The sequence below is a fragment of the Noviherbaspirillum sp. Root189 genome (assembly GCF_001428545.1).
Lineage (GTDB): Bacteria > Pseudomonadota > Gammaproteobacteria > Burkholderiales > Burkholderiaceae_D > Noviherbaspirillum.
The window spans coordinates 180,339-197,353 of sequence record NZ_LMHZ01000067.1; the positions used below are offsets into that span (position 1 = coordinate 180,339).

The window sequence follows — 17,015 nt, forward strand, 5'->3', positions numbered from 1 at the left end:
CGGTTTTTCAAGTCCATTGGATTCATCAATTGTATGCCAGTCCAAGTGCCTGTAGCTGCTCGACCTCCGCTGGTGTGAATCCCCAGTCAGTCAGGGCAGACTGTCCTTGATCACCTCGCTCTGGCGGCGCTCCTCTTACCTGCTGTGGAGTACCCCGCATTCTGGGTGCCGGCGTCGGCTGCTCAACTTTCCCGACTGTCACGTACGCTTGCCGGGCCAGGTTGTGCGGGTGCTGTCGAGCCTCGGTAAAAGTGAGCACCGGGGTAACGCAGGCGTCGGAGCCAGCAAAGAGCGTGCTCCATTCGTCGCGCGTCTTTGTGCGGAATATTTCTGCAAAACGTTTGCGAAGGACTGGCCAATGTTCCCTGTCACGTTGTGCAGGTAAGGATTCATTCGTGAGGCCAAGCTTGTCAATGAGTTCGCGGTAAAACTTTGGCTCGATGGCACCTACGGCAACAAATTTACTGTCGCTGGTTTCATAGCAGTCATACCAGGGCGCGCCGGAATCGAGCACGTTGCAACCTCTTTCCTCTTGCCACCGGCCTGCGGCCTGCATACCGAATAACATCGAAGCCAGCAGCGATGCCCCATCGGTCATCGCCGTGTCGATAACCTGGCCACGACCGGATGCACGGGCTTCCAGCAGTGCACAGACGATGCCAAACGCCTGCAGCATTCCGCCCCCGCCAAAATCACCGACAAGGTTAAGTGGCGGCACGGGGGCGTCACCTTTACGGCCGATCGCATGGAGCACACCGGTTAACGCAAGATAATTGATGTCGTGTCCGGCGGTGGCTGCAAGTGGTCCCTCCTGGCCCCATCCGGTGACACGGCTGTATATCAGTTTCGGATTTCTTCGCAAAAGCACATCGGGCCCAAGTCCGAGTCGTTCCATCACACCTGGCCGAAAACCTTCGACAAGAACATCGGCTTTGTCCGCCAGTAGCAAGGCGGCTTCCATTCCGGCTCTGGACTTCAGATCAAGCGTAACAGACCGTCTGCCACGCAACATGACATCGAACCACCTGTCGCGTCCGATGCCTTCACGTGGATCGGTAGGCCGGTCAACCAGCAGTACGTCAGCGCCCATATCCGAGAGCATCATGCCGGAAAACGGTGCCGGCCCGACTGCCTCAAATTCAAGTACGCGTACTCCGGCAAGTGGTCCCATGCGGTCTCCAAGTTTTTTCTATCGCATTAAGCAGGGTTGATTCAATCGACCCGCACACCCGACTTTTCAACGATTTTCTTCCAGCGCGCTTGTTCACTTTGCAGCAGCTCGCCGAATTCGTTAATGCTGCTTGGCCGGGGAACCGCGCCAAGACTCACCAGTTTTTCAGTAAATTCAGGAGACTGTATCGCCTTGACCAATGCTTCGTTGATCCTGGTACGAATTTCGAGGGGGGTGCCGGCTGGTGCGGATAATGCAATCCAGGGTGCTGCTTCGAAACCCTCGAAGCCTTGCTGAGCGATCGTCTGAGCGTTAGGGAATGCAAGGGGTGGCTTAGGCGTGCCCGCTGCAATCAAGCGTAATTTGCCGGTTTTGATATGTGCCTGTGTGACGGCCACGGTATCCAGGCCGACTTGCACCAGGCCACCCATCAGATCGACCATTGCCTTGGCACTGCCAGGATACGGAGCATGCAGGATCTGCAATCCGGCACGCTGTTTGAAATCTTCCATGAGCAGATGTGAAAGCGTGCCATTGCCCGATGAACCGTAGGCAAGCTTGCCCGGGTTTTCTTTTGCGTAGGCGATGAGTTCTTTCAATGAATTTGCCGGTACCGATGGATGGACAACCATCAACATGGGCAGGTCAGCGACGACGCCAATCGGAGCGAAGTCTTTTACACTGTCATAAGCGACGTTCTTGTAGAGGTAGGGGTTCACGACATAAGCGGCGAGTGCAGAGAGTGATAGCACACTGCCATCCGGTGGTGACTTGGCCAACTGAGCAAGGGCTATGCTGCCTCCCTGACCAGGACGATTTTCCACGATCACCGGGTGTCCAAGCGCGATGGTAAGACGCTCGGCGACCAGTCTCGCTACCAGGTCGGTGGCTTGGCCCGGCGGGAAACCAACCAGGATCCTGGTCGTCCCGGAGGAACTGTTTTGTGCATTAGCGCCCAGGGCAAAAAGGGCAACTGCCATAACCAGTAATCTAAGTATCGCTTTCATCATCCGTGTCTCCTGGTAATACGCCGAAATGTAAGGTTCCCTTCAAGGTCTTTGCCTTGTTTTTCCATATACTGCTTCCACGCTAAATGACCTTCTTTTCCTGAAGGCGAACAATTTCGTCTTCGGTCAGGCCGCACTCGCCCCAGACTTCCCGATTGTGCTCACCGAGAGCGGGCCCTGCAATCCGTACAACGCCGGGCGTTTCCGAGAAACGGGGTACGATGTTTTGCATGGTGACCTCGCCCAACTCGTTATCCGGCACCTTGACCAGCGTTTGCCTGGCCTTGAAATGAGGATCAGCAAATACGTCTGCGATATCGTAGATCGGTGAAAAGCCGACTTCATTGCGATCCAAACGTTCGCCAAGCTCAGTCAACGTCAGCTCGCCAATAGCCTGTGCGACCAGATCGTCAAGTGCGTCGCGGTGCTCCACTCGGACCCTGTTCGTTGCAAAACGCGGGTCCGCAACAAGATGTTCCAGATTGAGCGCCGTGCAAAACCGAACGAAGATACTCTGCGTCGACGTGGCGATGGAAGCCCAGCGTCCGTCTGAAGTGCGGTACACGTTGCCCGGAGCGGCGTATTGGCTGCGGTTGCCCGAACGGGAGCGGATACTGCCGAGTTGATCGTATTCAATCGGCAAAAACTCCAGGACACGTAGCATGGCTTCAGTGACTGAACAATCGATCTCCTGTCCAGCTTCCGCCGGATTAGCCTGAAGCCGGTATAACGCAGCAAGGACCCCGATGGCGCCGAACAGACCACCTACGGCATCAGAGATGGGATAGCCGAGATGCAGCGGAGGTCCGTTTTCTTCGCCGCATATCTGCGTGAAGCCGCTCATGGATTCGAATACGCGCGCAAAGCCGGGCTTGTTGGCGTAAGGGCCGTCCTGGCCGAACCCTGTTACGCGCAAGATCGTCAACCGGGGATTGATCGAATGAAGCCACTCTTTAGTGATGCCCCACCGTGCCAGTGTGCCAGGCCTGAAGTTTTCGACCAGTACGTCGCGGTCGCGGATGAGTTCCGCCAGCAGAGGACGCGCTTCTTCCCGATGTAAATCCAGGGTGACGCCTTTCTTGTTCCGATTCGTGACTTTCCACCACAGTGGCACACCATTTTTATGCGGAGCCAGGGCTCGGAGCGCATCACCCGCATCGGGAACCTCAATCTTGATGACGTCGGCGCCATAGTCTGCGAGCAGACCTGCTGCGAAAGGACCTGCCACGACAGTGGAAAGGTCAACGATCCGAAGACCAGCCAATGGTCCGGCATTGGAGGAGGTAGATGTGTTCATGTGACCAATATAGTCCGCAATGGCCGGATGCGGTATCATCAAAGCGCATAAACCAGCTTTGCACATTTCGCATATCGGAGGCAACGTGGACTATCGTGTGTTACGCGCCTTTTGTGACATCGCAGAAAATGGAAGCCTCACGCGAGCCTCAGCGGTATTAGGCGAAAACCAGTCTGCATTAAGCCGACAGATTTCCGGACTTGAAGACGAACTCGGCGGACGGCTGTTCTATCGCACCGGCCGTGGAATGCTGTTGACAGAGCTGGGCAAGCGGTTGCTGCCGCGCATACAAATCATCCTTGGCGAGACCGAGACGCTGGTGCGCGACGCACAAGGGGAGCGCGACAGTCCTTCGGGCACCGTCGAAATCGGCGTCGTACCTGGTATGTCGCGTCCCCTCATCAGTGAGCTTTGTGCACGCCTGCGCAAAGAATTCCCTGGAATACGGCTACGCGCGCTGGAAGGTTACAGCGGGCAGGTCGAAGAATGGTTGGCGAACGGAAAAATCGAGCTCGGGATATTTAATAGCTACGGGCGTGGGTCGATTAAGGGGGCTGATCTGCTTAAGCAGTCTGGTGTTGCACTCGTTGCACCGCGTGAACTCGTGCCGGAACTGGGTACTGAAGTGCCGTTCAGTCTCTTGCGTGACATGCCGCTTGTACTGCCGCCAAAACCGAACATGCTTGTCTCCGCTTTAGCCGATATTGCATTACGACAAAATTTCGCGTTGCAAATTGTGCTTGAGGCTGGTACGGGTGCTTTGATCCGCGATGCAGTGCAGCATGCCAGATTATGTACGGTGCTTCCTGTTTTTACCGCCCAACGGGATTATGCGAATAACGAATATGTTATTGCACGGTTGGTCAAGCCTTCCCTGCAGCAGAAAGCGTGGCTTCTGCCGTCGACACAGCGGCCGGTGACGAGGGCCGCACGCGTGGTTGCCCATATGGTGCGCGATGTTGCTGCCCACGCCTGAAAGCTTCCCTAGTACGCTACGGCCAATATCTTCATCATAAAAAGGAAAAATGCCAGACCCGTGCGCAGGCGGAACCTTTCGATTCAAAGCTTACCTATGAGGTTAACAAGCCGGCATAGCCGTAGATAACCTGCACGGAGTCAACATCGAGATGAACTCAAAAGGCAAAGACAGCGACAACACTGAAAATAACGGTGTGATCGACGCGGTCGCAAAGCAACGCAAAATCCAGCAAGAAACGGATGCCATGGATTCGCAAAGGCAGCAGCAGTCACAGAATGAAGGCGCGGTACAGGCAGGAGCGCGTGTCCAACCCGCCCCGCCTTTCCCGGCCTTGCACCTTCAGAAACCGGGCATCGAGTCGGAGCTTTCCCCGCGACCGCAATTCATGGCGCCGGATTATAAAGGCAGCGGCAAATTACAGGACATGGTGGCAATCGTTACCGGCGGTGATTCAGGAATAGGGCGCGCCGTCGCTGTGCTCTACGCGCGTGAAGGCGCGGACGTCGCGATCGTCTATCTGAATGAACATGATGATGCTGAAGAGACGCGGCGATGCATCGAGAAAGAAGGACGGCGATGCCTGCTGCTACCCGGCGATGTTAGGGATTCTGCATTCTGCAAGGACGCGGTCAAGCAGACTGTTGATACCTTTGGCAAGCTCGATGTCCTGGTGAATAACGCGGCGTTTCAGGAGCATGCAATGGCGCTGGAAGAAATTACGGATGAGCACTTTGACCTGACCATGAAGACCAACCTTTATGGTTATTTCTACATGGCCAAGGCAGCGCTTCCTCATATGCGATCTGGATCATCGATTATCAACAGCGGATCCGAGACTGGCATTTTCGGGCACAAGATGCTGCTCGACTATTCAATGACCAAAGGTGGCATTCATTCCTTTACCAAGGCACTTGCGACCAATGTGATTTCACGAGGCATCCGCGTCAATGCCGTCGCCCCCGGTCCGGTGTGGACACCATTGAATCCTGCTGACCAACCGGTCGGCCAGGTGCCGCAATTTGGAGGGTCTACCGATATGAAAAGACCTGCGCAACCGGAGGAGCTATCGCCTGCCTACGTGTTTCTGGCATCACCCGTCTGCGCCGGCTATATCACTGGCGTGGTGCTGCCGGTGATGGGTGGCGTGACGGGAAGTGCGTAGCCTGAATCAGGATGCGCGCGGTAAAGCGTCCTGTGGAAGCGGCGCTTTACCAGGCGTGTAGCTGCCGTGGCTTATTCACCTGAGCTTGCAAGCCGTTCACTGGCGCTGGCATAGCTTGGACTTCCCGGATACTGTGTGTCGAAGTCTTGTCGTGCGTAGGTGCCGTCGGCTTTAGCTTGCTCCAATTCCGCAAGCACTTCGGCACGGCTTTTGGTCGACTTGAAATGAAGGTCAGGCGCGACGTACTCACTGCTGCCGACGACATAGTCGCCGCTTGCCTTGCTGGCTTTTAATTCCTCCATGACTTCTGCGCGCGTCTTGGACGATTGGAAGCCACTGAACTCAACAAAGGGGTAATTGCTTTGTTGTGCGAGAGCGGAGCCGGTGGCGCTTAGGATGGCGACGGAAGCAAACAGTTTGCGGAAGTTCATATTCATTCTCCAGATAAAAGGTTAACAGGCCAGCCTTAGTTGAGGGCAGGCGCGATGCATGGCTAGATAGAGCCCGATGGTCTATGAGCAGTGGTCGGACTCGCGGGACATTCAGCACGAGCTGTGCCAGTTGGAAGAAGATTTGCCGCTATTCGCGCAACGCATTGAAAATAAACGATTTATCGGAGCCTGCGTGTGGCGCTTCGATCTCGTAAGGAAAACGCCAGTCTCCAAGTGTCGGCTGCGGCCGGACACAGTTCAAGACAGCCGCCACTGAAAACAAACACTTGTATTCTTGCCGCGTCAACGCACATCAGGCGAGGTGTTAACGCTGCAGTCTCACACTGGCGCACGTCATCCAAAGAACTCAGGTAGGCGCTGGTAGTGTTGAGAGTTAATTAAGGGATGCATTGTGGATACTGTCTTGGCTGGCCTATTGCTGGTTACCTCAACCGTGCTGCTTGCGGCGCTCTTTCTTGTCGTGAAATTTTTCGTTGAAGGTAAGTGCCGCGATGCAATCTATACCGCGCCGACGTTGGAAGATATGAACTCATCATGCTGAGACTCAGGCTCGAACAAGGAAGCTGAATTAATCGAGATATCCCCGGCCAGCTTTTGCACGTGCCAAGGCAGGCGTCACCCAGCCACAGATGCACGCTCCTGCCCAGATAATGCCTGCGAACCATGCCCCGGCCTCGAACGAAAAAAGGGCGTTTGCGAAGGTAAATACAATGAGCTCAACACAAGCAAGCGCCAACAACAATACGAGTATGCTTCCTGGTTCGGGCTTATACGGTGCGCGTAAGTAATAAATAATGACTGGCAGAGCAAAGAGTACCAAGCCAAGCACGGTGGCCAGAATTCCCCACGAATTCAAAGTCGACAGTGACATTGCCTCCTCCTTCGGTTCAGATCTGGACAGCACAAGAACATGGTTATCTGAACTTTATGAGAAAGCAAGCGCTTCGGTAATTGATATCGGTCCGGGGCCGGTGACGAGGGCGAAACGGTGATGGTATCAGGAACGTCTGCCCAGGTCGCCGCGTCCCAGAAAAGCCGCACCGCGCCATATCTAAAACGGTCATTGAAAGAAGCTTAAGGTCATTTCGGTTTAACCACCAATCCGCAATGCAACAAAACAGATTTTCGGCATCTGCGATAGTATATTTAGCATTTTCCGCTTTCCACGCCTGCGCTAGACAATATAGAGAAGATAAAGAAGCGACTAATGATGACCATACCAGAGGGATTAATTGTCGTAGCAAAGCGCGAGTGCCCGACATGCGCGCTGGTAGAGCCGCTGTTGCCCCTCCTTGCCGATTCAGCGCTCCCGCTGACTGTTTACGTGCAGGACACGGACGACTTTGCGCATGGCGTCCCCAACGTGGTCTACGACGAGACGCTTGAACACTCTTTCCGCCTGAAGGTAGAAGTCGTACCGACCCTCATCCGTATCGAGAACGGTGTCGAGGTGGACCGCACCTATGGCTGGCATCGCGATGACTGGCAACGTCTTGCCGGCAACGCCACACTTGGTGAGGGCTTGCCGGTATTGCGCCCCGGCTGTGGTTCAAAGACGCTGGAACCGGGTATCGCGGAGTCGCTTGTTGTGCGTTACGGCAATCCCGGCTTCACCTCCCGGCCGGTTGAGATCGCCGCGTCGGAAGACCTGATCGAGACCTGCTATGAGCGCGGATGGACCGATGGCTTGCCAGTCGTTCCACCGACGCGCGAACGCGTTCTGCGCATGCTGGCAGGCACCACGCGCAAGCCGGATGATGTCATTGGCATGATCCCGCCTGATCTGGCGGAATGTACCGTTGAAAAGGTGGCGATCAATGCAGTGATGGCCGGATGCAAGCCGGAATACCTGCCGGTCGTATTGGCGGCAGTGGAAGCCGTGCTCGTTGACGAGTTCGCCATGCACGGCATCCTGTGCACCACGATGTTCGCCGGCCCGATGATCATCGTGAACGGTCCTGTCGCGAAAGCCATTGGCATGAATTCCGGCGTCAATGCCCTCGGTCAGGGCAACCGCGCCAACGCCACGATCGGGCGCGCATTGCAACTGGTGATCCGTAACGTCGGTGGCGGACGTCCCGGCGAAATCGACCGCGCGACGCTCGGCACGCCCGGCAAATACACCTTCTGCTTTGCGGAAGCCGAAGACCCTGCATGGGAATCCTTGTCGGTCGAACGCGGCTTTCCAGCCGGTGCATCGACCGTCACGCTCTTCGCTGGCGAAGGAGTGCAAGGTATCGTCGACCAGAAATCGCGCACGCCTGAATCGTTGGCCCGCAGCTTTGCGCTTTCCCTGTGCGCGGTGGATCACCCGAAACTTGCCATGGCCGGAGACGCGGTGCTCGTCGTCTCGCCGGAGCATTGCCGCGTGTTCATTGAAGCCGGTTGGTCAAAAGCCCGGCTACGTGAGGAACTGGAGCAACTGCTGAGCTTGCCTGCCGATGACATGATTGCGGGCGCGGGCGGCATTGCAGAAGGATTGCCTGCTGCGCTCGCGGGTACCACCGTTTCGAAATTCCGGCCGGGCGGTCTGCTGATCGTCCGCGCTGGCGGCACCGCCGGTTTATTCTCGGCTGTCATTGCCGGCTGGGCCGCATCCGGCCCTGTCGGCTCCACACCTGTCACCAAGGAGATTCTTTCATGAAAGAACCCACCATCCTGCTCGATCCCACCGCGGAACGCGCCCCGGCCGTGCGTCCGCTACTTGCGCGGCCGGACAGTCTCGAAGGACTAACTGTTGGCATTCTCGATATCTCCAAGGCGCGCGGCAATGTGTTCCTTGACCGTCTCGATGAACAGTTTGCGGCACGCGGCATCGCCGTCAGGCGGTATCGCAAGCCGACGTTTACGCGTGTGGCGCCGACTGCGCTCAAGCAGCAGATCGCTGCGGAATGCAACGTTGTTATTGAAGGCCTGGCCGACTGAGGGTCTTGCACGTCGTGCTGTATGCATGACATTGCAGACCTCGAAGGTCGAGGCATTCCCGGAGTAGCGATTGCATCCACGGAGTTTCAACAAGCGGCTGCATTGCAGTCCAAAGTGCTCGGGTTCGACCCGGCAATGGTATTCGTTCGCCATCCGATCCAGGACCGGACTGACGAGGAGCTGCGTACCCTTGCAGATCAGGCTCTTGAGCAGATATTGCGCGGCATCGCCGGAAAGTAAAACCAATCGCAGAGGAGGCGTCACGTGACGGCCGCCGACTCTGCACCCCGGTTCCGCCTGCCATCGGTGGATCGGATTCTTAACTGGCCACTCATCGAAACGCTGATCACGGCACACGGCCGCACTGTGGTGGTAGAAGGTATACGCGCGGAACTCGCCGCGCAGCGTGAACGCCATGACAATGGCGGCACGGCGTCAAACGCCCATGCCATCAGTAACATCAGTAACATCAGTGACATCAGTGACATCAGCGGCATCAGCGGCATCAGTGACGAAGCCATCGTGGAGGGTGTGGCGCACAGGGTGGCAACTTTCCTCTCGCCGTCATTGCGCAAAGTCTACAACCTGACCGGGACCGTCCTCCATACCAATCTCGGCCGCGCGCCGCTTCCACCGGAAGCGATCGAGGCAATGGTCGCGGCCGCATCGGGCGCATCCAACCTGGAATACGACCTTGGCACCGGAGCGCGCGGCGACCGCGACGACCATATTGAATCATGGTTGTGCCGGTTTACCGGTGCGGAAGCCGCGACCGTGGTCAACAACAACGCAGCGGCGGTATTGCTATTGCTGAATACGCTGGCTTTGCGCAAGGAAGTCATCGTATCCCGCGGTGAACTGGTCGAAATCGGCGGCGCATTCCGCTTGCCGGACATCATGACGCGCGCAGGGTGCAAACTGCATGAAGTAGGGACGACCAACCGGACCCATCTGCGCGACTACACCGAAGCGGTCAGCAACAAAACCGCGTTGCTGATGAAAGCGCACACCAGCAATTACCGGATCGAAGGTTTCACCGCTGCGGTGGATGAGGCATTGATCGCCGATGTGGCTACTGCCGGGGGACTGCCGTTTGCCGTCGACCTTGGCAGCGGCACCCTGGTGGACATGACGCGGTTCGGCTTGCCAAACGAGCCGACCCCGGCCGAGACACTGGAGAAGGGCGCTCATCTGGTAACGTTCAGTGGCGACAAGCTGCTTGGCGGACCACAGGCCGGCATCATCGTTGGGCGAGCCGATCTGATTGCGCGCATCAAGAAGAATCCAATGAAGCGCGCCATGCGCTGCGACAAGATGACGATTGCCGCGCTGGAGGCGGTTCTCCGGCTGTATGCCGACCCGGACCGCCTGGTGCAGCGGCTACCGACTCTTCGTCTGCTCGCACGGCCCGCAAATGATATTGAAGCACTCGCGCGCAGGGTGCAGCCTGCCGTTGCCCGTTGGGCTGGTGCGTATGGTGACGTGGACGTGGTACCGCTCGATAGTCAGATAGGCAGTGGCTCATTACCGATGAATCTATTGCCAAGTTTTGGATTGCGCATTAAACCTTCCGGTGAAAGACGACGCGCAGGCCGGCTGCTGGACGAGATCGCCAGTGCATTCCGTTCGCTGCCAGTACCGGTCGTCGGCCGCATTGCGAACGGCGGCTTCCTGCTGGACTTGCGCTGCCTTGAAGCCGAGTTGGATTTCATCGCGCTCTTTGACGGCGCACCGGCAACGTGATTATCGCCACCGCAGGTCACGTCGACCATGGCAAGACGACGCTGGTCAAGGCATTGACAGGGATTGATACCGACCGTCTCAAGGAAGAGAAACAGCGCGGAATGACCATTGAACCGGGGTATGCCTATGCCGACCTCGGTTGTGACGAACCGCTGGCGTTTGTCGACGTGCCCGGACATGAACGCTTTGTTCGCAACATGCTTGCCGGTGTCGCTGCGATTGACTTTGCACTTCTGGTTGTCGCCGCCGATGATGGTCCGATGCCGCAGACTTACGAGCACCTGGCGATCCTGCAACTTCTTGGCATACAGCGAGGGGCAGTGGCACTGACGAAGATTGATCGCGTGCCTGCTGAGCGAGTCCATGAAGTCGCAGCGCAACTCGCAACCCTGTTGGCAGGCACGCCACTGCAAGGCGCATCTGTCTTCCCATTGACTGCGACTACGGGCGGCGGTGTGCAGGCGCTGCGGGCTCATCTGGCCTCTCGCGCCAGAGAGATGCCTGAAACGGCCATTGCAGGGAATTTTCGGATGGCGGTTGACCGGTGTTTTACGCTGCCCGGCGCAGGCTTGATTGTCACAGGTGCGGTCGCCTCGGGTGCCGCACGTGTCGGAGATGAAGTCATCGTTTCTCCGCAGGGTGAGACGCTACGTATACGCGGCATCCATCAGCACAACCGGCCGTCGGATACCGCGCTTGCAGGACGACGCTGCTCGCTCAATCTTGCGGGAAGCGGGCTCAAGCGTGTTGCAGTTGAACGCGGCGACTGGATTGTTTCCCCGCATGCCCATGCACCGACCGAACGTATTGACGTTCGCCTTATCGTTCACGCGTCGCAGACATCGTCGCTCGCACATTGGACGCCTGTGCACTTGCATATCGGTGCCACGGTAGTGAATGCCCGTGTCGCGCCGCTGGATTCGCGTGAAATCAAATCGGGACAGGCGGGACTTGCGCAGCTTGTGCTTGATCGTGCGATTCCGGCATTGCACGGGGACCGGTTTGTCTTGCGGGACCAGTCGGCGCGGCAAACCATTGGCGGGGGGCGGATTGTCGATCCATTCGGCGCACGTCGAGGCCGTGCGAAGCCCGAACGCCTGGCGCAGTTGATGGCAATGGAAAGCACAACGCCAGAAAAAGCACTCCATGCCTTGCTTGCAATCAGCCCGGATGGCGTGCCGTTGCAGGCGTTTTCGCAAGCATGGAACCTGACGCCAGATGAGCAGTCGCCCCTGTTTGAAAGACGTGCCATGATCCGTTTTCAGGATGCCGGCGATCTGATCGGGATCGCTGCAGATCGCTGGGCATGGATGCGTGAACGCATCACGCTGGCGTTGAGCGACTGGCATCGCGATGATCCCTCTTCGATTGGACCGACTGAAGCCGCGCTGGCGGCACGACTGCAATTGCACAGGTTGCCATCTGCGTGGCGCGCGGTTTGCAAGTCCTTGTGCGATGATGGCATTGTCGTTAAACAGGGCGTGAGCCTTCGTCTTAAAACCCATCAAGCCGTGCTGTCCGCGGAGGATACTGCGCTGCTTGATCAGGTAAATGCCGTGTTAAGCAGCACAGGATTACGCCCTCCAATCGTCGGCGACCTTGCGCGGCAACTCGATATGAGTCAAAACATGCTTGTCGATTTCCTCGAACGCGCAAGCCGTCTTGGGCATCTGGTACGCGTTGCGAAGAACCGGTACTTTCTGCCTGAAACGCTGGAACGCCTGGCAGGTATTGCGACACAATTGACCGCGGAATCGAAAAGCGGGTCGTTCGATGCAGCATCGTTTCGCGACCGTTCGGGGATTGGGCGTAATCTGACTATTGAAGTGCTGGAGTTCATGGATGAAATGCATATCACGCGTTTTGGTGGAGGCAGACGCAGGGTGGTTTCCTGAGAGCGCAGGATAGCGCGTGAAGAGGTAATATTGGGCGTCGCAACATAAAACGGAAGGGAATCGTATCCTGGTGGAGCGCCCGGACTTCAAATTCGGCGAGATGCGCACGGCGTGTCTGGTGGGTTCGACTCCCACTCCCTTCCGCCATAAGACCCGTTGGAAAAGGTTTGTTATTTTTTCTTCTCACAATGTCGCGCAATACCTTCTTCGGTTTCACGAATTCCCTAACGAGATCGCACATCGTGTGCCGTCATATGGCAGGTACATTCATTCCAACCTTATGTCGTCTGCGATATGTGGGCGATACAAGGCACGATAGGCTGAGGGCGAAGTGCGAAACGCAGCTCTGAAATGCTGTCGCAATGAGAAGGACGTACCAAAACCCGCCTTCTGAGCCACTATTTCAATAGACGCATCGCCGCTTTCAAGCATTCGCTGCGCATGCGCTAACCGTTGGCCTAATAACCACTGTTTAAACGAGGCTCCAGTCGCCTGTCTGAAATGCCGGGTGAAGTTTCGACGGCTCATGGCAGCCCGTTCGGCGAGCGAATCAATGCTGTGTTCCTTCTCCAAATGCTGAGTGACCCACTCCAGAACTTGGGAAAAACGATTATCGCTGTGTGTAACAGGGACGGGCCTTTCGATGAACTGTGCCTGTCCGCCCTGGCGATGCGGTGCAATGACAAGTTTCCTCGCCACTCTGTTAGCCATCTCGGCGCCACATGCCTCGCGTAGCAAGTGCAGACAGCAGTCTAGGCCTGCGGCAACTCCGGCAGAGGTGATGACATCTTCTTGCGCCACATACAGAACATCGCAATCAACTTTCACGTTCGGAAAGCGCTTTGCGAGTACGTCAGCCGCTGCCCAATGGGTCGTTGCGGTTTTGCCATCCAGAAGGCCAGCTTCCGCCAAAGGAAATGAGCCCAGGCACAGGCCAACCATGCGGGCTCCGCGCTTGTATGCGCGGCGCAGAGCGTCAAGCAGTGCGAGCGGCGTTTCGCGGCAGTCATCGTGCCATGACGGCATGATGACGATGTCAGCCGTCGTTAATACCGAGAGGTCGTTTTCAATCGCAATGTTGAAGCCCGCCGACGTCCGTATCGGCCCCTTGTCGATGGCACAAACAATGACATTGAATACCGGCATCGCCGGGGTGGTATGGACATTGTTAAACACCAACGATGGCACCGAAAGATGGAATGGGGTAATGCCGTCAAATGCGATGACGCCAATCTTGATCGGTCTGGATAGTAAGTTTGAACGAGGCATGGCCCGATTATATCGAACAATGGCCTTTGGGCCACTGTCGCTCGATGTGCAATAAGTCGAGAATGTCAACTATCGGAAAGCAAACGTCCCGATGCGATTTCAATATTTTAATATTTCTATCAGGAGAGCACTATGTCAACATCCCCCCGGCGCGCACTGCTCGTTATCGATGTGCAAAACGAATACTTCACTGGTAGCTTAAAGATTGAGTATCCACCAACGGCGACTTCCCTTAACAATATCGGACTTGCCATGGACGCTGCGCGTGCTGCGGGTGTGCCCGTCATTGTGGTTCAACACGACTTGCCGGAGGGCGCGCCGGTATTTGCCAACGGCTCGCATGGCTGGCAACTCCATGCAGAAGTTGCAAACCGGCCGGCCGACCATCACATCAATAAGACGATGGCAAGTGCCTTTACCGGAACCGATCTGGCGGAGTGGCTTTCAGCCAAGGGCATCGATACGCTCACAGTTGTTGGCTACATGACGCATAACTGTGATGCTGCGACGATTTTCCATGCTTCTCACGCCGGATTAAAGGTGGAAGTCCTGGAAGATGCGACCGGCTCGCTCCCCTATGAGAACGCGGCGGGCAAAGCCAGCGCAGAAGAAATTCACCGCGTATTCTGCACCGTGTTCCATTCCAACTTTGCTGCCGTTACACCTACCAGGAACTGGATTGCGGCGGTAAAGGAAGGCCGGGCACTCGAGCCGGACAACGTCTATCTGTCTAACCAGCGGGCAGTTGCCACTAAAGAAGCTGCCTGATCCTGAGCAGTCCGGCGCTCGCCTTCTGAACGTTAACTGCAGGAAGAGGGCGCCATCGATTTTCCAAGGATTAGTGGGGACGGGCGTCGTCCATCCGGACCTCAACCATACGCGCTGTCAGTGGCTCATGATATAGAAAGCCCTGGTAATGGCCGCACCCCTCTCTGGCCAGGAATTGATGCTGCTCCTTCGTCTCTACACCTTCGGCGATTACCGACAGTCCAAGGTTATGCGCCAGTGAAATGATGGAACGGGTAATGGCCGCATCGTTTTTGTTTGTCATAACATGATGCACGAAAGACTGATCGATTTTAAGCTGGTCCAGCGGTAGTTGCTGCAGGTAAGCCAATGATGAATAGCCTGTGCCAAAATCATCCAGCGCAAACCGGATACCCAGTTCCTTAAGTGACATCATTTTTTGGCGGGTGTCGTCGAAATTACGAAGCAGCATGCTTTCGGTAATTTCAATCTTTAGCTTGGCCGGATCGGCTCCTGTGTCGGCTAGTGTTTGTGTGATCTGGCTGACAAAGGCAGGATGGTGAAACTGGCGTGCACTGACATTGATCGACAGCATCAGGTCCTGCGTCGCGGCGGCGTGAGCCCACTGCACAAGTTGCCGACAGGTCTCCTTGATGAGCCAGCCGCCTATCTCCATGATCATGCCGAACTCTTCCGCGAACGGGATGAACTCCGACGGCGGTACGCGCCCCCGTTGTGGATGCTGCCAGCGCAGCAACGCTTCGACACCGTTGATGTGTCCGGTTTCGTCTACCTGGGGCTGGTATTCGAGATAAAACGCCTGTTCAGCCAGAGCCTGCCGCAGGTCGGCTTCGAGAGCCGCACGGGCATTGACTGCCTCTTGCATATTCGGATTGAAGAAGCAGATCGCATTGCGGCCTTCGGCCTTGGCCTGATACATCGCCATATCGGCACGCTTGAGTAGTTCGCCGGTGGACAACATTTCACCATCGATCAGGGCAATTCCAATGCTCGGCGTCGTAGTGTACGGTAAGGTTTCGAGGAGGAACGGGGTGTTGAGCGCACCCAGCACCTTCTTGGCGACCTGCATTGCGTGGGTAGCTCCATCGAGCGCATCATCGCCAATCAGTTCCAGCAACACCACGAATTCATCGCCGCCGAAGCGCCCGACACAGTCATATTGCCGCACGGATGACAGCAGCCGCTGCGCAACCTGCTTAAGCAGCATATCTCCCTTTTCATGGCCATGCGTATCATTGAGTGTCTTGAAGTTGTCCAGATCAATGAATAGCACCGCGCCATCATGAGCGAGGCGGCGGCGGATTGCAGTCAGTCGATCAATGCGATCGAGGACGAATCGGCGGTTCGGCAGGCCGGTCAGTTGATCGTAGTAGGCAAGCTGCCGGATCTTGTCTTCGACGGTCTTTTTATCGGTGATGTCCTGTGTCGTGCCGGCCATGTAGGGCGGTCCGCCGTCGTTCATGAACATCTGGCCGATAATCTCGAAATAGCGCACCTCGCCGTCGGTGCGGACGACACGGCACTGCACAGTGGCATGACCAAAGCGCAATACCGCATCCTTTGCCGATTCGACCGCGATCCGGTCGTCCGGGTGGACGAGGTCGATGAACGCCTGCATCGTCTCGGCAAATTCACCGGCAGCGAGTCCGTACATGTGAAGGATTTCATCGGATAGAACGAGATGGTCGTCGTGGATTAAGTATTTCCAGCTACCGACATGCGCAATATGCTGTGCCTGGTTCAAATGCTCCGCCTGTTCGGCCAACCGCCTGTTGGCACGATCGAGTTCCCTTGCCAGCTCTTCCAGCGACTTGTGCTGACGCTGGAGTTCCATATGGACCATGACTTGATGCGCAAGAGTACGCAAGTGCTCGCGTTGCGTCGAATCTATCGTTCTTGGACGGACATCTAGCAGCCCCAACGTCCCAAAGCGATGGCCAGTCGGCGAGATAAGTGATGCTCCGAGATAAAACCGGACAAACGGCGCGCCGCGTACTTGCGGCAAATCACGGAAACGCACATCTTGCAACGCATCCGTCACTTCGAGCAGATCATCCTGAAGCAGGGCCTGCTCGCAGAAGCCACTATCGGCCACGTTATTGATGCCGTGTTGACACTCAACGGTAATCTTTCCGTCCGCATAGGATGTCACCAGCGCCATTGGCACGCCACAAAGGTCTGCCGCCAACCGCAGCAGGTTGGCAAACTGTGGTGCGGGAACTGGCTCATTGATGCGGGATAACATTTCCTTCTGCCACGCATGCTGCACAACACGAGTAAGGCCGGCGCTTTACTGAGAGGGACTTCCTAGGTGTTAGGATTTGACTAACAGTTAATAAGTTGCAGT

The 17,015-nt window shown here is 56.5% G+C and carries 14 protein-coding genes and 1 tRNA gene; 8 read left to right on the top strand and 7 right to left on the bottom strand.

The features are described from left to right. Nucleotides 1-25: 25 nt before the first annotated feature. From ASE07_RS25625 to ASE07_RS25635, 3 genes are all read right to left on the bottom strand, one after another. Complete coding sequence (locus ASE07_RS25625) at nt 26-1,171, bottom strand: CaiB/BaiF CoA transferase family protein (RefSeq protein ID WP_057293642.1); 1,146 nt, start codon at nt 1,169-1,171, stop codon at nt 26-28. Nucleotides 1,172-1,212: 41 nt separating this feature from the next. Then, nucleotides 1,213-2,151, bottom strand: a complete 939-nt coding sequence (locus tag ASE07_RS25630; protein WP_162256956.1) for a Bug family tripartite tricarboxylate transporter substrate binding protein — start codon at nt 2,149-2,151, stop codon at nt 1,213-1,215. A 109-nt stretch (nt 2,152-2,260) separates the two neighbouring features. Continuing rightward, complete coding sequence (locus ASE07_RS25635) at nt 2,261-3,475, bottom strand: CaiB/BaiF CoA transferase family protein (RefSeq protein ID WP_057293644.1); 1,215 nt, start codon at nt 3,473-3,475, stop codon at nt 2,261-2,263. Between the two features lie 85 nt (nt 3,476-3,560). Between ASE07_RS25635 and ASE07_RS25640 the strand changes: the two genes are divergently transcribed. Together ASE07_RS25640 and ASE07_RS25645 are read left to right on the top strand one after the other, a co-directional pair. Beyond that, on the top strand, nt 3,561-4,451 hold the full coding sequence (locus ASE07_RS25640; RefSeq protein ID WP_162256957.1) for a LysR family transcriptional regulator: 891 nt from the start codon (nt 3,561-3,563) through the stop codon (nt 4,449-4,451). A 151-nt stretch (nt 4,452-4,602) separates the two neighbouring features. Continuing rightward, nucleotides 4,603-5,616 (top strand): SDR family oxidoreductase, encoded by a 1,014-nt coding sequence (locus ASE07_RS25645; RefSeq protein ID WP_057293646.1) that lies wholly within the window; start codon nt 4,603-4,605, stop codon nt 5,614-5,616. Nucleotides 5,617-5,687: 71 nt separating this feature from the next. Here the strand turns inward: ASE07_RS25645 and ASE07_RS25650 are convergent, their stop codons facing one another. Together ASE07_RS25650 and ASE07_RS25660 are read right to left on the bottom strand one after the other, a co-directional pair. Beyond that, nucleotides 5,688-6,047, bottom strand: a complete 360-nt coding sequence (locus ASE07_RS25650) for a DUF4148 domain-containing protein (protein ID WP_057293647.1) — start codon at nt 6,045-6,047, stop codon at nt 5,688-5,690. Nucleotides 6,048-6,636: 589 nt separating this feature from the next. Next, nucleotides 6,637-6,939, bottom strand: a complete 303-nt coding sequence (locus ASE07_RS25660; RefSeq protein WP_057293649.1) for a hypothetical protein — start codon at nt 6,937-6,939, stop codon at nt 6,637-6,639. Nucleotides 6,940-7,275: 336 nt separating this feature from the next. On the opposite strand from ASE07_RS25660, the gene ASE07_RS25665 reads away from it, so the two are divergent. From ASE07_RS25665 to ASE07_RS25690, 5 genes are all read left to right on the top strand, one after another. Then, complete coding sequence (locus ASE07_RS25665) at nt 7,276-8,712, top strand: thioredoxin family protein (RefSeq protein ID WP_200961022.1); 1,437 nt, start codon at nt 7,276-7,278, stop codon at nt 8,710-8,712. Beyond that, entirely contained in the window at nt 8,709-9,233 is a 525-nt protein-coding gene (locus ASE07_RS30560; protein ID WP_327196075.1) for a UGSC family (seleno)protein, read from the top strand. Before ASE07_RS25665 ends, ASE07_RS30560 begins: the two co-directional genes overlap by 4 nt. A 24-nt stretch (nt 9,234-9,257) precedes the next feature. Next, a complete protein-coding gene (gene selA / locus ASE07_RS25680) occupies nt 9,258-10,736 on the top strand; it encodes an L-seryl-tRNA(Sec) selenium transferase (protein WP_057293652.1) in 1,479 nt (492 codons plus the stop codon). Then, entirely contained in the window at nt 10,733-12,631 is a 1,899-nt protein-coding gene (gene selB / locus ASE07_RS25685; RefSeq protein ID WP_057293653.1) for a selenocysteine-specific translation elongation factor, read from the top strand. Before selA ends, selB begins: the two co-directional genes overlap by 4 nt. A gap of 51 nt (nt 12,632-12,682) precedes the next feature. Further along, nucleotides 12,683-12,778, top strand: a tRNA-Sec gene (locus ASE07_RS25690). A gap of 120 nt (nt 12,779-12,898) precedes the next feature. On the opposite strand, the gene ASE07_RS25695 is transcribed toward ASE07_RS25690, so the two are convergent. Then, complete coding sequence (locus ASE07_RS25695; protein WP_442946135.1) at nt 12,899-13,870, bottom strand: GlxA family transcriptional regulator; 972 nt, start codon at nt 13,868-13,870, stop codon at nt 12,899-12,901. Between the two features lie 162 nt (nt 13,871-14,032). Here ASE07_RS25695 and ASE07_RS25700 point away from each other — a divergent pair, with 162 nt between their 5' ends. Then, the gene (locus tag ASE07_RS25700) at nt 14,033-14,668 is read left to right on the top strand and encodes a cysteine hydrolase family protein (RefSeq protein WP_057293655.1); all 636 of its coding nucleotides are present in this window, start codon (nt 14,033-14,035) and stop codon (nt 14,666-14,668) included. A gap of 70 nt (nt 14,669-14,738) precedes the next feature. Here the strand turns inward: ASE07_RS25700 and ASE07_RS25705 are convergent, their stop codons facing one another. Then, complete coding sequence (locus ASE07_RS25705; RefSeq protein WP_057293656.1) at nt 14,739-16,913, bottom strand: putative bifunctional diguanylate cyclase/phosphodiesterase; 2,175 nt, start codon at nt 16,911-16,913, stop codon at nt 14,739-14,741. Between the last annotated feature and the right edge of the window lie 102 nt (nt 16,914-17,015).

Bases quoted from the DNA above. Each gene is read 5' to 3' on its own strand.
- ASE07_RS25625 (WP_057293642.1), bottom strand. From the start codon at position 1,171: ATGGGACCACTTGCCGGAGTACGCGTACTTGAATTTGAGGCAGTCGGG.
- ASE07_RS25630 (WP_162256956.1), bottom strand. From the start codon at position 2,151: ATGGCAGTTGCCCTTTTTGCCCTGGGCGCTAATGCACAAAACAGTTCC.
- ASE07_RS25635 (WP_057293644.1), bottom strand. From the start codon at position 3,475: ATGAACACATCTACCTCCTCCAATGCCGGACCATTGGCTGGTCTTCGG.
- ASE07_RS25645 (WP_057293646.1), top strand. From the start codon at position 4,603: ATGAACTCAAAAGGCAAAGACAGCGACAACACTGAAAATAACGGTGTG.
- ASE07_RS25650 (WP_057293647.1), bottom strand. From the start codon at position 6,047: ATGAACTTCCGCAAACTGTTTGCTTCCGTCGCCATCCTAAGCGCCACC.
- ASE07_RS25660 (WP_057293649.1), bottom strand. From the start codon at position 6,939: ATGTCACTGTCGACTTTGAATTCGTGGGGAATTCTGGCCACCGTGCTT.
- ASE07_RS25665 (WP_200961022.1), top strand. From the start codon at position 7,276: ATGATGACCATACCAGAGGGATTAATTGTCGTAGCAAAGCGCGAGTGC.
- ASE07_RS25700 (WP_057293655.1), top strand. From the start codon at position 14,033: ATGTCAACATCCCCCCGGCGCGCACTGCTCGTTATCGATGTGCAAAAC.
- ASE07_RS25705 (WP_057293656.1), bottom strand. From the start codon at position 16,913: ATGTTATCCCGCATCAATGAGCCAGTTCCCGCACCACAGTTTGCCAAC.